The sequence below is a fragment of the Verrucomicrobium sp. BvORR034 genome (assembly GCF_000739635.1).
GTDB lineage: Bacteria > Verrucomicrobiota > Verrucomicrobiia > Verrucomicrobiales > Verrucomicrobiaceae > Verrucomicrobium.
Genome location: NZ_BATQ01000149.1, coordinates 24,854 through 44,925 on the forward strand (window position 1 = coordinate 24,854; position 20,072 = coordinate 44,925).

The window sequence follows — 20,072 nt, forward strand, 5'->3', positions numbered from 1 at the left end:
CCCTCTCAACGGACTTCATAAAACACGGGCAGCTCGGCGTCCAGGACGTCAGTTGCCCGTAGTTCGCCCTGAAGCTGGGCATGAGCCTCCAGCGGCTCGACGGTCAATTGCTTCAGCGTCCCCGGCTTGGCAGGGGTCTCCACTGGCTGGCTGCCCAGGATGCACCAGTGCAGCACGACGAGCCGCTTCTCCTTGAGCGTCCCGTCCAGCACCTTGCGTACCTTCCAGACGCTCTCCACGAGCGCGCGGGTGTAGGGCGCGATCTTCGCAGGATCCGGCAGTGTGCTGCGTTCCACCAGTTCTGCCTCCACCACCAGGCGGGCCGGGGCCGTGCGCTGGGCCCAGTTTCCCGCTTCATGCGTGTAGAGCTCTGCCGCCTCCCGCGGAGCCAGAGGACGCTGGAAAATCTCGATGCCATCGAGCGCCCCCTGCCAGGGTTCTGTGCCATCGGATCGGGAACCAAAGCGGAGACCGGAGGTGCTCCAGCTCATAAATTCCGGCCGCACATTGCTGCTCCGCTCCATCAAACCATTGCGATAGCACTCCAGCAGGCCATCCGCATATACCAGCAGCCATTGCGTGGGTTCGAGGTCCGACACCGCCCCCATGCCCAGATGCTTCACCTTGCCATCATCGGTCTGCACGGTGACAAACAACGCAGGCCCCACCTGGTCCACGCTGAGCGCTGGCACCTTGCCCTGCCGGCTGATGGACACCAGCGTGCCTTTGGCATTGCTACCCGTCCTGGCCGCCTGCGCGCTGAACGCGAGACTGAACGACTGCTGCCCGGAGCAAGCCTGGAGAGCGGCGGCTGTGCTTTCCTCATCCGCCACCAGGGCACCGTTCTTCAACTCCGCGCCGGACCACGCGTTGGGCACCGCATCCCCTTCCAACACCGCCCTGCAGAAGCGGTTATTTCCACCATCCGGATCAAAGATGGCGTTCGTGGCCTTCTCATTCTCCCAGCGGAAGACCAGCCCCGGGCTCACCGTCTTGGGCTTCGTGGATTCCCGTTTCCTGGCGAACAATGACTCCGTCTTCACGGGCTGGATGCCCGTGGCAAACCACGCATCGCCAAAGCACTCCGCCTGCTGGTTGTAGGTGATGCGCACCCATTTCTCGATCTTCGTGAAGTTCACGTCGAAGATCCCGGCATACAGTTCCGTGTCGGGCTTTCCCTCCGGTGCCGTCACCGTGAGGATGCGGGGATGATTGCTCCAGCGGGGATGGAACGCGGTGGGAGAACTCAGCCCCGGCATGGTCGTCATCGAGATGGTCCGGGTGGTCTTGGCAAAGGGGTCGGAGAGCACAATCGCATTGTGCGTGCCGGTGAAGTAAAAGCAGCGGTCACTGTCATCCGGAGCAATGCCCGGCCAGCACCCTTTGCCCAAGGCGGAGTAGCCGCCCTCACTGATGTTCGCCAGCCCCACCTGCGGCCAGGGGAACGTATCCACGGCCGCACTGCCGTCCCGGCTGAGCTGGAAATAGGAAATAAAGGGCTGCCCCGTCGGCGCAGCCTGCCAGACCTTCTCCGTCACCTTCGGATCGTCCAGCCGACAGCGGATGACGGCACCGCGGGTATTCCGATACCCCTGGCGCACATACACCCAGGTGTGGCTGGTTACCGGGTCCCACCAGACATCGGAGGCGTACCCCTCCATCAACTTGCGCAAACCGGTGCCGTCGAAGTTCACTGCAAAGACAGCCTTCTGGTCCAGATTGGTAAAAACAATCTGCCGTCCGTCAGGAGAGAGCATGGGCTTCGCGTAGCTGGTCACCTCCTCCAGCAGGCAGCGCTGGCCTTTACCATCCTCCGTATCCAGCACATAGAGCTGGCCCGTCTTCCCCTGCACGAACAGGTCCTCTACATCCCGCCCCAACACCCATACCAAGCGGGCTGGACCGCTTCCCAATGCCTGGAGCCCCTCAACGACCGAGGGCACCTGGGCCACCGGAATGGCAGCGGGAGGCTTGGGCTTCGCCGCCTTGCTAGACGCGGGCGAAGCCGCCTCCACGTGCAGCCCAGCAAGGCCGAAGCCCAGCGTCAACCACAGGCCCAGAGATCGAGCCCGGCCTGCAAAGTACGTTGGGCGGCGGAATGTTGCTAGCATGCAAATATTTTATATAGCCAAAATAATGCGATTCCAAGCTTGGGATGCGGGAAAGTGCCACGCGGGTACAAGGGCCGACTACAAATCGAAGGACATCTCCTTGCCACCGGGCCGCTCCCTGCGTTTGATAACCCTCCTTTTTCTCACTCACCCATACCATGAGCAGTCCCGCTTCGCCCCCCTCTCCGTCCACACCTTCCCTCGCCGGACAGGTCGCATTTGTCTCCGGCACCTCCCGTGGTCTGGGGGACCGCTTCGCCATGACCCTGGCCCAGGCTGGTGCGGATCTGGTGCTCACCAGCCGCACCCTGAAGTCCCTGGACGACATCGTGAAGCGGGTGGAAGACCTCGGTCGACGGGCGCTCCCGCTGGAGCTGGACGTGCGGTCTTATGAAAGCATCGTGGCCTCCGTTCAGGAAGCCAAGGCCCACTACAGCAAGCTGGACATCCTTGTCTGCAACGCGGGCTGCAACGTGCGCAAACCCTCTGTGGACGTCACCTGGGATGACTGGAACCTTATTCTCGACACCAACCTGCGGGGCTCGTTTTTCCTCGCCCAACAGGCCGCGAAGGAACTCATGATCCCCGCCCAATACGGGCGCATCATTCTCATCGGCTCCGTCACCTGCGTGGCAGGCTACGCCGGTCTCGCCCCCTATGGCGCAAGCCGCGGCGGGGTGAAACAACTCGCCATGAGCCTGGCCGATGACTGGGGCAAGGACGGCATCACCGTCAACGTCCTGGCCCCCGGCTGGTTCAAGACCGCACAGAATGCGGTCATGTACCAGGACGCAGACTGGGTGGACTACCTGACCGACCGCATCCCCGTCAAACGCCCCGGCAGCATGGACGACCTCGAGTCACCCCTGCTCTTCCTTGCCTCTGAAGGCAGCCGTTATGTCACCGGCCAGACGTTGCTGGTGGACGGCGGCATCAGCGGCGGGGCAACGCGCGCGCTGCCCCGGAAGAAATAGAAGCTGATTTCACAACGGCTGCCGTTCCAAAGACAGCCTCAGAGTTCAATTGCCGGATACTTTCAGCAACTCGATGTCCGTCTTGAGGAAGGCAGCCTGCATCACATCAGCCTTATCATACTCTGGAGCGCCTTCTGGCTTCCAGAGACCAATCAGACGGGTCATCCCGCTGAGCACGGTGATGGACGTCGTTGTCGTCGCCTTGTGGAAGCCGGTGGCAGGAGCATCGATCTTCAACACCTTGAGATCTTCGCTCTTCAGGGGCGCGCGCCAAGTGGGGGGCAGATAGTCCCGCTTGAGCTGGTAGTTTACATCGACGGTCTGGCCGTCTGGACCAATCACGGGATCCAGTTCCAGAGTCAATCCCACTCTGCTCATCTCGGTGACGCCCGCGATGAAGGATGGATCGCCAGCGTCGCTCTGAGCAGCGCCCTCAGGTGCAGGTGCCGCCGGTGCCTTGTTGTCGGCAGCCGGCGTTGGGGTGGGTGTTGGTCTAGCCTTGCTTTCGGAAACGGGACTGCCGCCCCCGGCTTCAGGCACCTTCGTGTACTCGCGCCCCACTTGTGTGGCTATCCGCTGACCAGAACGTCCTCCCAGCCAGAGAGTCTGCACAAACTTGGCTTTGCCCTGAGCCACAGCCTCCTCCAGAGCCTTCCACATCGCGGTGTGGTCAGCTTCACTGGCATATTGTTCCTCCAGCTTACGAAGGAATGCGCCGTCTGCCTGCACCACCTGCACGTTGAAGGCCAAATTGGCGGGAAGGGACCTATTGAGCCCTTCAATAAAGGCCTCCACCTCGGAAACATTCTCCGGAGTATTCCTGACGATCAGCTCGCTGGTGCCTGCGGAATAGTTGGCAGATGACCCTGGAGGGAACACCAGCCCCTGCGACCTCAAGATGTCCAGCGCGGTCATCTTGACGGACATGCGCGGCTCGGTGGCAGGTGCGGCAGCTGCAGAAAACGGATCCGCCGCGCCCACTCCTGCACCGCTGGGATTGGAAAGATCTCCGGAAAAGAAGCTGGGCGGCACGCGAAATCTCCGCAGCTTCATCCCCTTCGGCAATCCTTGATTCAACAATTCAGCGGGAGCCGTGGCTGGAGTGGGGCGAACCTTCTCTCCTTGGGCGGCAAAGAGGGTCTCCAGTTGCGGCTGCAAAGCTGGCATGATCCGCACGAGATCCGCTTTCAGAATGGCCACCAGCAGGACGTTCTCCCTGGCCGGTTCAGGTGCCCCTTCGGGCTTCCACACACCAATGAGCCGCGCCGTCCCTTGCCGCAGCGATTGAGCCGTACTCGCCTCGACGGTGTACAGGTCGGTGACCCGAACATCCGCTTGCTGACCGCTGCCAGACAACGCCACTGGCTCCCAACGATCTTGTGGGGCACGGTAGTGATGATTCAAGGCAAGGTTAAGATCAATGATCTCATCATCAGGCCCAAGCACCGGGTCCACTTCCATCTTGGAACCCACCGGTCTCATTTCGTGGCTTACTGACGTCCACCCCTTGAACGAGCCCTCGAACTCTGACACAAGGAGACGCTCCTCCCCTCTCTCCACTGAGGCCCGCTGTCCGCTCCGAGTTTCCACCCGCAACAAATCGACCTGCCGTGCCTTGCCCTCCCCGACAAGCGCCCGCAGTTTGGCCAATTGAGGGCTGTGATCGCCATTGCCAGCAGTCTCGTTCACGATTTGGCGCACAGTCGCGGCCTCGGCCTCAATCAGATACGTGCTCAGGTGAATGGTCTTGGCCACGCGTTTCAACAACTCGTACGAGTAAACCTGGAGTTCTTCATGGGCCCTGCCAGAGGTGCGGGCCACCAACGTTTGATTCACCGGATCGAAACTCATGAGCGATCCTTCGGGCACTTGTATCCCCATGGTCTTGAGGTACTGCGTGACCACCATGTCAGAGCGTTTGAGGAAAATCTCCCCGTCCTCCACAGGAGCATTCGCTTTCGGGATTTGCGGCGCTCTGAGTTGTCCTACCGTGGGTGAGACGAACCCCTGTGCCATTTCAGAGGCAGGAAAGCGATACGTCTTGGTGGACCAGACGTCCGGGGTTGGAGCGACTTCCAATGGCGGACTGGCTGCAGGCGCGACCGGTGCCGCAGGGATCTGACCAAAAGCACCGGCCACCAAAAAAGCGGCCCACAACGCGGGGATTACGTAAGAGGGTTTCATAGCAGGAATGTGCGTGAGCGCGCATTCTGCCGGGAAAATTCCACGACAGGCAAGATGAAACTCCTCCTTCCGGCGTCACATTCGGCTTCCAGCGAAAGAAACACCCTGCCAACTTTGTTGTCCAAAACTCCTCTTACAGGACTCACGCTATTGCCCCCACCGCGCCTCTGTGCGGCGGAGGCGCCTTCCTCTTTTTACTGAACCCATGATGAGATCCCATCTGCCCACCCTGCTGGCAGCCGCGATGACACTGGCTGTGTCTCCGGCTGTGACCCATGCTGCGAACTCCGCTTTCATTGAGGCCGAGTCGTTCGACACCTACGGCGGCTGGGTGCTGGACACCCAGTTCATCGAGATCATGGGCTCCCCCTACCTCATGGCCCACGGCCTGGGGACGCCTGTGAAAGACGCCACCACCACGGTGCAGAAGTCCGTGCCCGCCGGGAAATACCGCGTCTGGGTGCGCACGAAGAACTGGGTGGGCCACTGGGACGCCAAGGGCGCTCCTGGCAAATTCCAACTCAGCCTGAACGGCAAGACACTGGACAAGGACTTCGGCACCACCGGCAAGGACTGGCAGTGGGATGATGGCGGCACCGTGGACCTCGCGGCTGGCCCGCTCAAAATCGGCCTGCAGGACAAGACCGGCTTCAACGGCCGCGTGGATGCGATTTACCTCACCACAGACCTCGACGCCAAGCCCCCGGTGGAGGCCAAGGCTCTCGCCAGCTTCCGTCACAAAGAACTCGGTCTGCCCGACACGCCCCCCGAAACGAAAGAGTATGACCTCGTCGTCGTGGGCGGCGGTTACGCTGGCACGGCTGCTGCCTTGAGCGGTGCCCGCCAGGGGCTCAAAGTGGCTCTGATCCAGAACCGCCCCGTGCTGGGTGGCAACGGCAGCAGCGAGGTCCAGGTGTGGGCCCAGGGCGGCACCCGCCGCGGCCTCTACCCGCATCTGGGCGAGATCGTGGAAGAGTTCACTGACCGCGCCAGCAACAGCCCAGGCCTGCCGGAGGAATATGGTGACGAACTCAAAGAAGGCGTCGCTCGCAAGGAGAAGAACCTCGACCTCTTTCTCAACAACCACGTCTGGAAGGTGGAGATGGACAAGAGCCGCGTGCCGAAGATCCGCGGTGCCGTGGCCCTCAACACCAAGACCGGTGAAGAGAAGAAGTTCGTGGGCAAGTACTTCGTGGACTGCACAGGCCACGGCTACCTCGGCGCCCTGGCCAAGGCCAGCTTCACCATGCTGGAAAAAGGCCACCTGGGCATGAGCAACATGTGGGTGGTGGGAAAGAAGGACAGTGCACAAAGCTGGCCGGAAACACCCTGGGCCCTGGAGTTGACTCCTGAAGAAGACTTTCCCACCCCGCGCCCCCTCAAGGAAAAGAACTTCCCGAAGAACACCACCTTCAAGCCCAGCGACCTGCTCCATGGCGAGTGGTTCTGGGAATCGGGCTTCGACAAGCACCCGATTGAAGACCTCGAACTCGTGCGTGACTGGAACTTCCGCGCCGTCTTCGGTGCCTTCAGCGCCATGCGCAAGTCCAACCCGGAGAAGTACGCCAACTACGGCTTCCAGTGGCTGGCCTTCATTGGCGGCACTCGTGAGTCACGTCTCCTTCAGGGCGACGTCGTGCTCACCCAGGAGGACATCGTCTCCAAGAAGGAATTCCCGGACGGTTGCGTGCCCACCACCTGGGATTTGGACCTTCACTATCCCAAGGAGCAGTACATGAAGAAGTACGGGGACAATCCCTTCATCTCCCGCGCCGCCTTCGGCAAGGGGGTGGACCGCCGCAATGGCTACCCGGTGCCCTACCGCTGCTTCTACTCCAAGGATGTGGAAAACCTCTTCATGGCGGGTCGCAATATTTCCGTGGACCACAATGCTCTGGGCACCATTCGCGTGATGCGCACCTGCGGCATGATGGGTGAAGTGGTGGGCAAGGCAGCGTACCTCTGTGTGCGTCACCAGACTTCTCCCCGCGGCGTGTATGATCAATATCTGGACAACCTCAAGGACCTCATGCGCCAGCCCGGTGCCATGCGCCGCGATGCCATCGAATCCCCCCTCTATCTGCCCAAGGACGCTGCCAAGCTTCCCGAGATCGAGGTCGACCATATCGCCATCAACACCCTTGAAGGCATCGTGATTGATGACAACGACGCGGAACTGACCGGCAAGTGGACCGTGGGTGAAGGTCTGAAACCCTTCGTCAATGAAGGCTATCGCTACGGTCAGGACGCTGGTGCCACCGCTCGCTTCGCTTTCAGCGTGAAGGAAACCGGCAAGTACGAAGTGCGCATGTCCTGGCAGCCCCATCAAAATCGCTCCAAGGAAGCGCCCGTGTCCGTGCTGAGCGCCGACGGCGAGAAGACCTTCAAGGTGGACCAGAGCAAGGCCGCAGAACTGCCGAAAGGCTTCCACTCGCTCGGCACCTTCAAGTTCAACGCTGGCGAAGAAGCCGCCGTGGTGATCCGCACCGCCGGAGCCAAGGGCAACGTGCACCTCGACAGCGTGCAGGTGCTGCCAGCGAAGTGAGGGGTGGTGGCCTGAACTGCATTTAAACAAAGAGATTCAAAAGGCGTGGAGGCAACTCCACGCCTTTTTTAGTGACAAGTTGAGAGGGAAAAGTGAAAAGCAGAATTGCTGCGGCAGACTCAGGTCGCGTGCTGATCTCCGAGTCCAGCGCGCTCACTGTAGGGCAAGCGCTCCGCTTGCCACGAACGTCTCCTGATGCGGCAACCGAGGCGGTCGCCCTGCAACCTTAGGTGTTTGGTCGTGGGAAGAGGCAGACAATCTCACGGGTGGTTTGGGATCGCACCGGGACAGGAATATTCCTCACGCCTGCTACTGAGCTCGCACCCGGCACATCCAATCGTGCGCCTGCTCATGTCTGGCGTCTTATATCTCCACTACGTCGTGTGCTGTCCCTCCTCAATGATATCATCATCCACGAGGTTCTCGTCCATCGGGGCATCACTGAGTTCAGATCCGAGTTTCTTACCGACCTCTTGTCCCTCCTTCATTTTTGCCAGGTTCTGATCATAGGGCATCATCTTCTGTTCGTCGGCTTCGTCCTGCGTAATGATGTGGTCGTCGGGCGTTGGGTCAGGGTTCATGAAGTTGTTCTCCTTCTATCTACTGAGACATCGCAGGCGCTCCGCTTGCTGGATGAAATGTCGAACCCGAATCCACAGGTCTTGCCCATGGCGCACGCCAGTCACTCCCAGCCAGATTTGCCATGAGAACGCTCACGTCGTGTTCATGGCCGCAGCCATCGTCACAGGGTTGAGTCATACGACCCGTACCCGGGCGAAAGCGATTGTTTGCCTGAGGGAAGCCCCAGCGGGTCGGTTCACCCCGCGTGTCCGTGTGAATGAAAGCGGTCGCCGGGGACTTGAACGGATAGAGCCCCAGCCCGCCTTCGAAGGCCGCGGGGAAGCTGGAGCTGACCTCTGCCACCAGCTTGGTCAGCCACACCGTGTCCTTGGCATCTATCTTGCCGTCTTTGTTCAGGTCATCCAGACGCGCGTTTCGATCCTGGTCCACCAGAATGTCTGCGGCATCGCCGTAAAGGTGGCGGCTGTAGATGGTCGTGTTACCAAGGGCCTTATTGTAGGCCGGCGTGCGATAGCCGCTGGCCACGAAAATGCTTCCCTCCTTGATCCCGCGCTTTTCCAGCCCCTCCACCAGGGCCTCGAGTTTCAGGAGCAACCTCGATTCCAACAACACAAACTTGGGATAAGTGGAGATCTGTTTGCACATGAACTGCCTCAACTGGAAGTGGGGAGTGACCCAAGTGTCCTCCATGTCCTTCGTCACACGGAACAACCCCAAAGGCATGGCGTAGCGGAGATTGTTGTTGAGCGGTGTCTTCTGATATTGTCCGATCTGGTAGCCTTGCAGTTGTTCCTCACCCCGGTAGGGTACACAGACCAGTCCGTGCAGACACATCATTCCACCCGTGTCACGGTTGGTAATCTGGAGACAATAAATGCCTGGGGTTTCAGGAACCACCCAGTTCCACACCAGCAGTTCGTTGCGCTTGGGCGTGGCGGCGCCCCCCTCCGCTTTCACTGCAAAGTTCCCCTTCCCACGGGGGGCCACCACTTTGATCTCGACCGTCTCGCCAGGCATGCAGAGGGTGGACATCAATGGATAGGGGTTGACCAGTCCGCGAAAAGCGATGCTGAAACCCGCTGGATGCAGCCCGGCTTTTTTCCGGATGGCCACGAGCTCCTCAGGCTTCCCAGACCACATATGATTGCAGTCTTCCACCTCCTCAACCGGGGCCAGGGGCTCATCCGCCATCTGGGTTCGAGGACTGCGCAGAGGCTCATGCTCCTCCCTGGGCATCATCGCCACCAGATCCTGTGAAACCGGCCCCCCAGGCAGGGTGCCGGACTTGCCGCCCTCCACGAGCAGTGGGGCGGGTGGAGGATCCGACCGCGTCACCACGGCAGGCGCAGGCTCAGGCAGGCCGGCCGCTCCAGGGTTCATGGCAACTACCACTTCATTTTCCGCCACCGGATCCGCCATGGGCTGGGGCATGGTCTCAGGGGATACCACCGGAGGCTTGACCTCGGCCGGTCCCGGAGCGGGCTGGACCTCGGCTGCCTCGGCAATCTCTGCCGCAGTCAGGGCGGGGAAGAGGATGGGCTCTATCACAGATGCCGGGTGCGCCGCGGGATCATTCTCCGGCGTGGAGATCTTCACCGACTGCGGTTCGGGTGCGTTGGTCAAGGGATCCTTCAAAGACGCCGTCTGAGGCTTGGGCGGCAACACCTCGAGGACGGGCGTGCTCACCTTTGGAGGAGGGTTGTCCAGCTCCGCCATCATGCGGGAGAACTCGTCGTCCGCAGACTTGGCAGACCTCCTGTCGTCATGCCGGGGGTTGTGGGGAGCGATGATGCCGGCCAATGCCAAAAGCAAAGCCAGGGTCGCCACCGCCGCCACTCCCATGCCGGCAAGCCTCCACCCCTGGTCCGCTGACCATTCCGTTTTCATAACGCTCTCCTAAAACTCACGATTCGTGCCAGCTGGTCCCGCAATACTTTCCCCCTTGCTCTGAACCACTTGCGACACTGCCGCACCAACTCCCAAGGCTTAGACAGGCGATGTGCAACCTTCGTTGTTGCAAGTTGCACGAACTATTTCCACGCACAGGTTTATCATTTCCTGATTCTCAATTAGAATCGCGTTTTTATGGACTGGACCATTGCCCAACAACTCATGGTTTCCCTCGGTTTGGGCATGCTCATCGGCCTCCAGCGGGAGCGCAGTGACAGCGCCATTGGCGGAATTCGGACTTTCCCTCTCATCACGCTGCTGGGAACCATCTGCGGACTGCTGGCTCGTGACTACGGCGGTTGGATTGTGGTAGCGGGTTTCCTCTCGCTCAGCCTTCTACTCTTCATCCCCAACATCCCACGGGTGAAAAATGGCACCGCCAGCGGAATGACCACGGAGGTGGCGGTGCTGCTCCTCTACGCCCTGGGGGCCTATCTGGTAGTCGGCCCCATCCTGCTGGTTGTGGCCGTCGGTGGCGTCGTGGCCCTGCTCCTGCACTGGAAACAGGCGCTGCACCAGTTTGCCCGGACAATGGGCGACCAAGACATGCATGCCATCATGCGGTTTGTCCTCATCTCGATGGTGATCCTGCCCATTCTGCCCAACCAGTCCTTCGGGCCGTATGCCGTCCTCAACCCCTTTGAGATCTGGCTCATGGTGGTGCTCATCGTCGGCCTGGGTCTGGGAGGCTATGTCGCTTACAAGATCCTGGGGGCACGAGGCGGAGTGCTTCTTTCCGGTATTCTCGGCGGGCTGATCTCCAGCACCGCCACCTCGGTCAGTTCCGCCCGCAGCGTGCGTGACGGCGCGCAATCCCCGGCTCTGGCCAGCCTCGTCATCATGATCGCTTCCACCATCGCCATGGTACGGGTGCTGGTGGAGGTGGGAGCCGTCGCCACCACCAAGTTCCCCTCCCTGGCGGGCCCCTTGGGAGCCATGCTCGGTGCGATGATCGTCATCACCTTCGTGGCATGGCTTCTGACGCGGAAGGAGCAGGAGGCCAGGCTCCCAGAGCAGCACAACCCCGCGGAGTTGCGTCCTGCCTTTGTGTTCGCCCTCATCTATGCCTTTATCAAGCTGGCGGTGGCCGCTGCCAACGATCACCTGGGGCACAGCGGTCTCTACATCGTCGGCGTGGTCTCCGGTCTTGCGGACATGGACGCCATCACGCTTTCCACAGCCAGAATGGTGGACTCCCAGAAGCTCGACCCGGCGACCGGCTGGCGGGTGATCCTCATCGCCTCCATGTCGAACCTGGCCTTCAAGGGCAGCATCGTGGCCTCCCTTGGTGGCATCAAGGTGTTCACCCATGTCGCTCTGTGGTTCGGGGCCAGCCTGCTTGCGGGAGGCGTCATCCTGCTGCTGTGGCCCTAGCAACCGCCAGAGGTTTGTTGACATTTCGATCCCTCTCACACTTTCCCACTTTCGCTTGTCCGCCCCAACTTCTCATAAGGACTCCTCGATCCCGAAGGCCCTGCCCCCGGCACGGCCCCTGCCACGGCTGTTTGCACTCGCTCTGGGTCTGGGGGCTCTGGCCCTTCTGGTGCTTCAGGTGGGTTTCGTCGGGGAAGTCACCCCCTTCTGCACGGAGCCACCGTGCTGCTCTCCTTTCTGTTTGCCCTGGAGCAGACCCTCACCTGGCTATCCCGCCGCCACCTGCAGGCCTGGGCACCACGCGAAACCCTGCTGCTAGCGGTGGCTCTCACCGTGTTTGGGAGCACCGTCGTCCTGGCGCTGGCTGCCTGGATGGGCGGGAAGGACGCCCGGCTCTCCCTGCTCGCACATACAGCCGTGCAGTCCGTCATCCTCGCGGTGCTCTCGCTCCGTGGTCTCCGCCATCAGGCCAGGCTCACAGCGATCACGCTGCGCCCCGGGTGGCTGTTGATCGGTAGTTTCCTCTTTCTCATCGTCGCCGGCACCGTCCTGCTCAAGCTGCCCCGGGCCGTGGTCCCTGGGGAGCACCTCACCTGGCTCAACGCCCTCTTCATGAGCACCAGTGCCGTGTGCGTGACCGGCCTTACCGTGGAGAACCCAGCCACCTTCTTCACCCCCACCGGACAGGTCATCCTGCTGGGACTCATGCAGATTGGCGGCCTGGGCATCATGACGCTCACCTTCTTCATGGCGGCCATCGTGTTTCAAGGCATCTCCCTGCACGATCACCTGCTGCTGGGAGAGATGATTGCAGAGAAGCGCCTCGCTCATGTGGGTGAAACGCTGAAATTCATCGTCCTCTTTACCGTGGTCTGCGAAGCCGCCGGTGCTCTGGCCCTCTTCCTGGTTCTGCCATCAGAGGCGGCTGTGGGAGCCAGGATCTACCATGCGGTGTACCACTCGGTCTCCGCCTTCTGCAACGCGGGCATGTCCACCCTGCCCAACAATCTGGCTGAAGGCGTCCTTCGTCACGACATCCTCCTGCAACTCGTTATCTGCGCCCTGGTTGCCTTGGGCGGTATCGGCTCGCTCACGGCCTTCGACACGCTCCGCTTCGTGCGATCAAGAGTGGCCTGTGCTCTCAATCCCACCCTGCCACGCCCCCGGTTGCGTGTACACACACGCATCGTGCTGCTCACCACTGCCATTCTCATTGTGGGCGGTGCGTTGGCCGTCTATGTCAGCGAGTTCCTCCTTCACTCCGGCCAGAGCAATGGCGGCGCAGGCATCACCTCCTTCTTCCATTCCATCACTGCCCGTAGCGGTGGCTTCAACACTGTGGACATGGCAAAGATCGGTCCGGTCACCATTCACGTGCTCGTCTTTCTCATGTTCGTCGGCGGATCTCCCGGCAGCACGGCAGGCGGCGTACGCACCACCGTGTTCGCCGTGGCCGCGCTCCATCTCTGGAACCAGATTCGCGGCATCTCCCAGATAGTGGTCTTCCGCCGGCGTCTGCCAGACGGCATCGGTGCCCGGGCTCTCGGTGTGATTGTATTTTCATCGATCTGGCTCTTCGTCAACTTTGCGGTGTTGCGCCAGTTGCAGCCGGATGTGACCGACACCGCGCTGGTGTTTGAACTCGTCAGCGCCTTTGCCACCGTGGGGCTGAGCTTGAACCTCACCCCAGAACTCACAGAGGCCGCCAAGGGGCTCATCATCCTGAACATGTTTGTCGGCCGTATCGGACTCCTCACGCTCATCACCACCTTCATGCCGCGGGCGCGCAAGCCTCTCCATTCTCACCCCCAGGAGGACATCCTCCTCGCCTGACCTTTCAACCCTTCCCCACCATGCGTTTCTGCATCATCGGCCTTGGCAGCTTTGGCACCCACCTCGCCCGTCAGCTCGTGCGCGACGGGCATGAGGTCATCGGCGTGGACATCAATCCGGAACACACCGACGACATGAAAGACGAGATTGAGTTCCTCGTCACCGCGGACTGCTCGGACATCGAGGTCTTCGAGGAAATACCCGTGGCGGAGTGCGACGCCGTCATCGTCGCCATTGGCGAGGACTTCGAGGCCGCTCTGTCTGTGGCGGCGAATGTCCAGCAGCTGGGAGCCAAGCGCATCATCAGCCGCATCATCAATCCCCTCCACGCCCGGTTGCTCAAGCTCCTGAAGATCGAGGAACTCCTCATCCCCGAGTCCATGGCCGCCGCATGGCTGGCGAGATCCCTCCGCATGCCCGATGTGCTGAACACCTTCCCCATTGGCCAGGGGTATGAGATCGCCGAAATCAATGTGCCCAAGGCTCTGGTGGGCAAGAGCCTGGCTGACGCCGATCTCCGCGGTCGCTTTGAGCTGAACGTGGTGACCATATTGAAACGCAAGATCGCCAGTTCCTGCACCTCCATCACCCCTCAAATCGATACCGTGTACGGCATCCCGGAGCCGGACCGCGTGTTTGAAGCCTCCGACATCCTGGTAGTCTTTGGCCGGGAGCAGAATGTGAAGAAGCTGCTGGATTCGTAGTGTTTCTCACCCGGCCCGGACTCAGGGCATGTGGATTTCAGATAGCCACATGTGGGGCAGACTGAGCATTGTCACGAAAGTTCCCCGGACGGCCTGAGTTTCAAGGGCATGCATTTTCTTGCTTGGGCAGAACAGTCCCCGATACCGCCCTGGCCGTGGAAGCCCGCGTACGGAAAAGCAGCCCATTGATCCCCTTTTGTCATGATCCGCCCCTTCACCACCGCCACCCTGGCACTCGCCTGCGCGGCTTCGGTTGTTTCAGCCAACCCCGCCGCCGCCCGTCCCAACGTCCTCCTGCTGTGCGTGGACGACCTCAAGCCCGTGCTCGGTTGCTATGGGGACGCGCTGGCCAGAACGCCAAACCTCGACCGGCTCGCCAGCCGGGGCCTGCGGTTTGACCTGGCCTACTGCAACCAGGCGGTCTGCTCGCCGTCGCGGAACAATCTCATGCTGGGCTCCCGCTCCACCTCCCTTGGCATCTACGGCTTGAAGGAGAACTTCCGCGAAGCCGTGCCCGATGCCGTCACGCTGACGCAATATTTCATGAACCACGGCTGGCGGGCCGAGGGGGTGGGCAAGATCCTTCACAAGGGTCACGGCAATCATGATGATCCGGCCTCGTGGAGCGTGCCATTCCAGCCAGACAGCGTGGTGGAGTACCGCGACACGAGCAGCCCCACCGCCGGGCAGCTCACCCGTGAGGAGGCTTACTTCGGCAACCAGCAGCTGGGCAAGATCGGCAGCCTCCCCCGCGGCCAGGCATGGGAGGCCCTGGACGTGCCCGACAACGCCTATGCCGACGGTCGTATTGCGGAGGAGGGAGTGAAACGGCTCCAGGATTCACGGCAGCGGCCAGAGACTCCGTTTTTCCTCGCACTCGGTTTTGTGAAACCTCACCTGCCCTTCACCGCGCCGAAGAAGTACTGGGACTTCTACGACCGTTCCAAGTTTGTCCTGCCCACCCTGCGCAACGCCCCCGAAGGAGCCCCGGGCTACGCGGGCAAAACTTTGGGGGAACTCAACAACTACGATCCCATCCCACAGCGTCCGCCGCTCAGCGAGGAGATTCGCCGACAGATCCTGCATGGCTACTATGCCAGCATGAGCTACATGGACGCGCAGATCGGCAAAGTTCTGAATGAGCTGGACCGGCTCAAGCTGGCAGACAACACGATCATCGTCCTCTGGGGAGACCACGGCTGGCACCTGGGTGACCATGGCATGTGGACCAAGCACACCAGCTACGAACAGGCCAATCATATCCCGTTGCTGATGGTCGCGCCAGGCGTGACGAAACCCGGCACTCACACCCGACAACTTGCGGAAACGGTGGATATCTACCCCACGCTGGTGGAGTTGGCTGAGCTGCCTATGCCTGTAGTCCCCCAACCCATGGATGGGGTGAGTCTGGTGCCCGTGCTGAAGGATCCAGAGAAACGTGTGCGGGATCACGCCTACCATGCTTTTCCTCGGCAGCGCGATGGGAAGCAGGTAATTGGCCGCGCCATCCGGACAGAGCGCTACCGGCTCGTAGAGTGGAAAGTCCCCGGTGAGGCGGCCGATACGGCGGATCTTGAGTTGTATGACTATCAGGCCGATCCCGCCGAGTCACGGAATTTGGCGAAGGAGAAGGTCGAGGTTGTGGCGGAGCTACGGAAGATCTTGGGTCGCCATCCAGAAGCGAAGCCCAAGCCAGGGGCGTGAGGGATTAGAGATGCGATAGTTCCCAGATCCGCTCGCTCCCCAATTGTCTCTTGATCCCCTTTCCGCTTCGCATTGCCACCCAGTCAATCAGTCGTAGCTGCGTTTGTAAAAACGTGGTCAGGCCTCTGCTCCCCCAGGGCTTTCTTTCCACCCACAGACCGCGCCACTCTCCGCACTCTCACGAGTGCAGCTACGCACTCATCCCCTCGCGCACAGCCACCCCGGTCAATCGTGGCTGCGTTTGTAAAAACGTGGTCAGACCTCTGCTCCCCCAGGGCTTTCTTTCCACCCACAGACCGCCACCCTCCGCACTCTCACGAGTGCAGCTACGCATTCATTATCTGACGCCCCCACCCCCAACTGAAAACTTGAAACTCACCCCTCCTCCCCTACGCTGGCGGAGTCGCCATGATCCAGGTCTCCAACGTTCACGTCCGCACCAATACCGCCCTCCCTTCCCCGCAGGAGCTCTGCACTGAGATTCCCCGCAGCGATGTGCATGCGGACTTTGTCGCAAAATCCCGCCAGCAGATCAGCCGCATTCTCTCCGGGGCAGACAAGCGTTTCCTGGTGATCGTGGGTCCGTGCAGCATCCATGACCTGAAGGCGGGACAGGCGTACGCTCAGAAGCTGGCCGCGCTGGCCGATCGCATCAAAGACCGCATCATGGTGGTGATGCGGGTGTACTTTGAGAAGCCGCGCACCACCATCGGATGGAAGGGGCTCATCATGGACCCCCATCTGGACGGCACCCACGACATCCCCCAGGGGATGCGCCTCGCCCGCACTTTCCTGCGCGAGGTCATCGCCCTGGGTCTGCCCACGGCCACGGAGATGCTGGACCCTATCACCCCCCAGTACATCGCGGACCTCACCTGCTGGAGCGCCATTGGAGCCCGCACCACGGAATCACAGACCCATCGCCAGATGGCCAGCGGACTCTCCATGCCGGTTGGCTTTAAGAACACCACCAGCGGCGGCGTGCTGCCTGCGATCAACGCCATCAAGGCAGCCCGCCAGCCTCAGACTTTTCTGGGTATCGACGAGAGCGGCCGCGCCAGTGTGGTGGCCACGGAAGGCAATCCCGACTGCCATGTCATCCTCCGTGGCGGCGAAGCAGGCCCCAACTACGATGCGGCGTCCGTGAGTGAAACTCTGGCCCTCCTCAGCAAAAACCACCTCCCGCCGGTGGTCATGATCGACGCCAGCCATGCGAACTGCTCGAAGGATTTCCGCCGCATGTCAGCCGTCTTCCACGACATCGTCCAGCAACGCCGCGCTGGCACGCAAGGAGTGATTGGTGCCATGCTAGAGAGCAACCTCGTCGAAGGCGCGCAGGCCCTCCAGGAGTCACTCGACCAGCTCAGCTACGGTCAGTCCATCACCGACCCCTGCCTTGGCTGGGAGGAAACGGAGCGGATCCTGCTGGAAGCCGCCGAAGCCGAAATGTAGCGCCTCCGCCGCTCCAGGTTGAGCTGGAGCGACGAAATGATCCCGCAGCATCAAAGCCCCAGCGATCTCAAAAGACTGGAAGTAATGCTGCCGGTGGGGCGCATGCCATGGTCCGCCTGATAGCGGGCGATGGCATTCCTCGAACCCGGACCGATGTCTCCGTCAATGGGACCACGGTAGTAGCCGCGCCGGGCCAGAGCCCGCTGCACCTCCGCCTCTGTGCGGCTGTAGGAAGAGCCACCACCACCCCAGTAGTGTCCGGGAACGGCTTCACGGGTGGGATAGTAGGCCACGCCGCTCCGCTCATAGTAGTAGGAGGCATTGGGAGGGCCATAGTAGTAGCCGCGCCCTGCATACCCGGTGCCGAACGTGATCACAAAGGAGTTCCGGGGGCGCGACAGGTACACATACCGGTCGTCATGGTGGTACTTGTTGTGTTTGTGGGAGTACTTTGAGTGGTAGTACTTCTCCGCTTTCTTGCGCTCCTTGTCTTTGTCCTTGGCCTGGACAGATACGGGCAAGGCCGCTGCAAAGGCAATGGCCAAAAAGGTGAGGGAACCAGGGATGAACGTTTTCATAGGGAGTCAGGAAGTCTGTTGCCCATGAATCGAGTGCAGCCACGGCAGCGGTCCTGTCATGCTTGCGCAAGTTGACCATTGCGTGCCGCAATGGCGATGCCTTTTTTAAACAGAAAGCCCTGCTCCGGGGACACTTGTCCGCCCGGAACAGGGCACCACCACTCCTTCCAACTGATCACTTGAAAAACAGGACGGCTCAGCTGGCGACTCCGAACGCATTACAGCCCCAGCGATCTCAACAAACTGTCGTTGATGGCTCCTGTGGGCTTCATGCCCTTGTCGGCCTGATACCTCGCCACTGCGGCTCTGGAACCAGGTCCCATATCACCGTCAATGGGGCCACGATAGTAACCGCGCTGTGATAGCGCCCGCTGCACGGATGCCTCGGTCCGGCTGTAGTTTTCACTTACCGAAGTCTCGCGCCACTCACTGCGCCAGTACTGACGGGGCACAGCATCCCGATCGCGGTAGAACCTCACACCGGAGCGCTCATAGTAATAGCCAGCGTTCGGCGGGCCATAATAGTACCCGCGGCCGGCATAACCGTTCCCGAGCGTCAGCACGAAGGTGCTGGCCGGGCGCGAGTTGTAATTGTCGCGGTCCCGGTCATGATCACGATCCCTGGGACGATCCCGATCATAATCACGGTCTTTGTCGCGAGAGCGATCACGATCACGCTCCCGATCCTTTTCTGAAGTCGCATCCAGGAACTTCTCCGCAAGTCGTCGTCCCTTGTCGAGGGTCTTGTCTTCGGCGCGGGCCGACTGGGGCACTGCCGCAAACGAGAACGCCGCCAGCGCAATGCATGTGGGAATCAAAGTCTTCATGTCGTTCATAGGGTTGTTTCATTGAAGCTGACAACACCCGTCATTTACGAACGACTCCTGTTGGAACGCCTTCCGCGGGGGACAGCTTGCTATGACTGAATCGGGTACCTCGCGGCTGCGGTTCCTTTTTCCCATCGTGGGCAACAGCATCCACCCCGGTCCGTTGCGGAGCTTGCAGACGGAATCAATCCCCCTTCAGCTCAGCGTCAGGAGGTTGGAGAAGGCACGGCGCCCCCTGGGCAGGACAAAACCCGCACAGAAATTTATTCTGCAGGCCCAAGGAAATTACTTCCGCTGGCAACCATGTCGGCAGCCAACCTGCGCCATGAACGAGTCGAAGGGGTCAAGAGGCTTTGCCCTTGGCCTTGCCACCACGATCATTGAAGCGGGCCATCTCACGCTGGGCCTCGCGGTTCTCCACCTTTTCCTTCAGGTCGTGGCGTTGGTCGCGCTGGTCTTTGCCGCGGCCGACCGCGATCTCGATCTTCACCTTTTTGTTTTTCCAGTAGGCACGCAGGGCCACGATGGTGAGCCCCTTCTGCTGGCTGGCGCCGTAGAGCTTGAAGATCTCGTTCTTGTGCAGAAGCAGGCGGCGGCTGCGCTTGGCCTCATGCTGCTCGTGGCTGGCCTTGTCATACGGTTTGATGTCGCAACCGTAGAGGAACACCTCCCCACGTTCCACCCGGGCAAAGGCATCACTCAGCGTGATATGCCCCTGACGGAGGGATTTGATCTCTGTGCCCTTGAGTTGAACTCCCGCCTCATACCGTTCCAAGATGTGATAGTCCCGGGGAGCCTTGCGGTTGATGGTGATGTCACTCATGGCACAATCTAAACAAAAAAACGCGGCGGGGCACGAGGCCCGCCACTGGATTCACTTCTCTTCCCTTTGGCAACCCTGTCTTGAGCAGGGGCCGAAAGAACCGCCCCGCGGCGGAATCAGACCGGAATTTCTTCGATGTCTTCGCGCTTGATCTTGCCTTCAATGATCTCTTGAAGAGCGATGTCGGCCTCCCGCATACCAGGACGGCGTTCCACCAATGCAGGGCGACCCTGATTCAACTGGCGCACCCGCTTGGACACCATGTTGATGAGCACCGGGGGATCGTTGATGATTTGAGCGGCTTTGTCGACAAGGTCAGATCTCATGATAGCGTTCCGGTTCCGTTAAAAACTAAGGGGGTAAGAGGGTAGCGAACTTAGCAAGGCAGACTGAGAACGCAAGCAGAACCTCTCGCCCAGGGCTCTAGCTCC

15 protein-coding genes are annotated in these 20,072 nt (G+C 60.8%); 7 read left to right on the top strand and 8 right to left on the bottom strand.

The features are described from left to right. Positions 1-5: 5 nt before the first annotated feature. The gene (locus BV034_RS26280; RefSeq protein WP_081888125.1) at positions 6-2,111 is read right to left on the bottom strand and encodes a LamG-like jellyroll fold domain-containing protein; all 2,106 of its coding nucleotides are present in this window, start codon (positions 2,109-2,111) and stop codon (positions 6-8) included. Positions 2,112-2,269: 158 nt separating this feature from the next. Between BV034_RS26280 and BV034_RS26285 the strand changes: the two genes are divergently transcribed. Then, the gene (locus tag BV034_RS26285; protein WP_050029932.1) at positions 2,270-3,085 is read left to right on the top strand and encodes an SDR family oxidoreductase; all 816 of its coding nucleotides are present in this window, start codon (positions 2,270-2,272) and stop codon (positions 3,083-3,085) included. Between the two features lie 45 nt (positions 3,086-3,130). On the opposite strand, the gene BV034_RS26290 is transcribed toward BV034_RS26285, so the two are convergent. Continuing rightward, positions 3,131-5,269 (bottom strand): hypothetical protein, encoded by a 2,139-nt coding sequence (locus BV034_RS26290; RefSeq protein ID WP_050029933.1) that lies wholly within the window; start codon positions 5,267-5,269, stop codon positions 3,131-3,133. Positions 5,270-5,474: 205 nt separating this feature from the next. Here BV034_RS26290 and BV034_RS26295 point away from each other — a divergent pair, with 205 nt between their 5' ends. Continuing rightward, positions 5,475-7,814 (top strand): FAD-dependent oxidoreductase, encoded by a 2,340-nt coding sequence (locus BV034_RS26295; protein ID WP_050029934.1) that lies wholly within the window; start codon positions 5,475-5,477, stop codon positions 7,812-7,814. Between the two features lie 374 nt (positions 7,815-8,188). On the opposite strand, the gene BV034_RS26300 is transcribed toward BV034_RS26295, so the two are convergent. Further along, on the bottom strand, positions 8,189-8,395 hold the full coding sequence (locus BV034_RS26300; RefSeq protein ID WP_050029935.1) for a hypothetical protein: 207 nt from the start codon (positions 8,393-8,395) through the stop codon (positions 8,189-8,191). Between the two features lie 19 nt (positions 8,396-8,414). Continuing rightward, entirely contained in the window at positions 8,415-10,283 is a 1,869-nt protein-coding gene (locus tag BV034_RS26305; RefSeq protein ID WP_081888126.1) for a D-Ala-D-Ala carboxypeptidase family metallohydrolase, read from the bottom strand. 198 nt (positions 10,284-10,481) lie between these two features. Here BV034_RS26305 and BV034_RS26310 point away from each other — a divergent pair, with 198 nt between their 5' ends. The 5 genes from BV034_RS26310 (at position 10,482) to BV034_RS26330 (ending at position 17,413) form a co-directional block, all read left to right on the top strand. Further along, entirely contained in the window at positions 10,482-11,720 is a 1,239-nt protein-coding gene (locus tag BV034_RS26310; RefSeq protein ID WP_050029937.1) for an MgtC/SapB family protein, read from the top strand. Between the two features lie 222 nt (positions 11,721-11,942). Further along, on the top strand, positions 11,943-13,553 hold the full coding sequence (locus BV034_RS26315) for a potassium transporter TrkG (RefSeq protein WP_050029938.1): 1,611 nt from the start codon (positions 11,943-11,945) through the stop codon (positions 13,551-13,553). 20 nt (positions 13,554-13,573) lie between these two features. After that, positions 13,574-14,257, top strand: a complete 684-nt coding sequence (locus tag BV034_RS26320; protein WP_050029939.1) for a TrkA family potassium uptake protein — start codon at positions 13,574-13,576, stop codon at positions 14,255-14,257. A gap of 201 nt (positions 14,258-14,458) precedes the next feature. Next, positions 14,459-15,961, top strand: coding sequence for a sulfatase (locus BV034_RS26325; RefSeq protein WP_050029940.1), 1,503 nt, complete (start codon positions 14,459-14,461; stop codon positions 15,959-15,961). A gap of 408 nt (positions 15,962-16,369) precedes the next feature. Continuing rightward, positions 16,370-17,413 carry a 3-deoxy-7-phosphoheptulonate synthase gene (locus BV034_RS26330; protein ID WP_050029941.1) on the top strand — a complete coding sequence of 348 codons (1,044 nt, stop codon included), beginning with the start codon at positions 16,370-16,372 and terminating at the stop codon, positions 17,411-17,413. A 50-nt stretch (positions 17,414-17,463) separates the two neighbouring features. Here BV034_RS26330 and BV034_RS26335 read toward each other — a convergent pair whose 3' ends face one another. From BV034_RS26335 to BV034_RS26350, 4 genes are all read right to left on the bottom strand, one after another. After that, complete coding sequence (locus BV034_RS26335; protein ID WP_050029942.1) at positions 17,464-17,991, bottom strand: peptidoglycan-binding domain-containing protein; 528 nt, start codon at positions 17,989-17,991, stop codon at positions 17,464-17,466. A gap of 218 nt (positions 17,992-18,209) precedes the next feature. Further along, positions 18,210-18,818, bottom strand: a complete 609-nt coding sequence (locus BV034_RS26340; RefSeq protein ID WP_265593497.1) for a peptidoglycan-binding protein — start codon at positions 18,816-18,818, stop codon at positions 18,210-18,212. Between the two features lie 343 nt (positions 18,819-19,161). Continuing rightward, positions 19,162-19,641: an SsrA-binding protein SmpB gene (gene smpB / locus BV034_RS26345; RefSeq protein ID WP_050029944.1), complete on the bottom strand. Its 480-nt coding sequence runs from the start codon at positions 19,639-19,641 to the stop codon at positions 19,162-19,164. 116 nt (positions 19,642-19,757) lie between these two features. Then, the gene (locus BV034_RS26350; RefSeq protein ID WP_009959829.1) at positions 19,758-19,967 is read right to left on the bottom strand and encodes a DNA-directed RNA polymerase subunit omega; all 210 of its coding nucleotides are present in this window, start codon (positions 19,965-19,967) and stop codon (positions 19,758-19,760) included. Between the last annotated feature and the right edge of the window lie 105 nt (positions 19,968-20,072).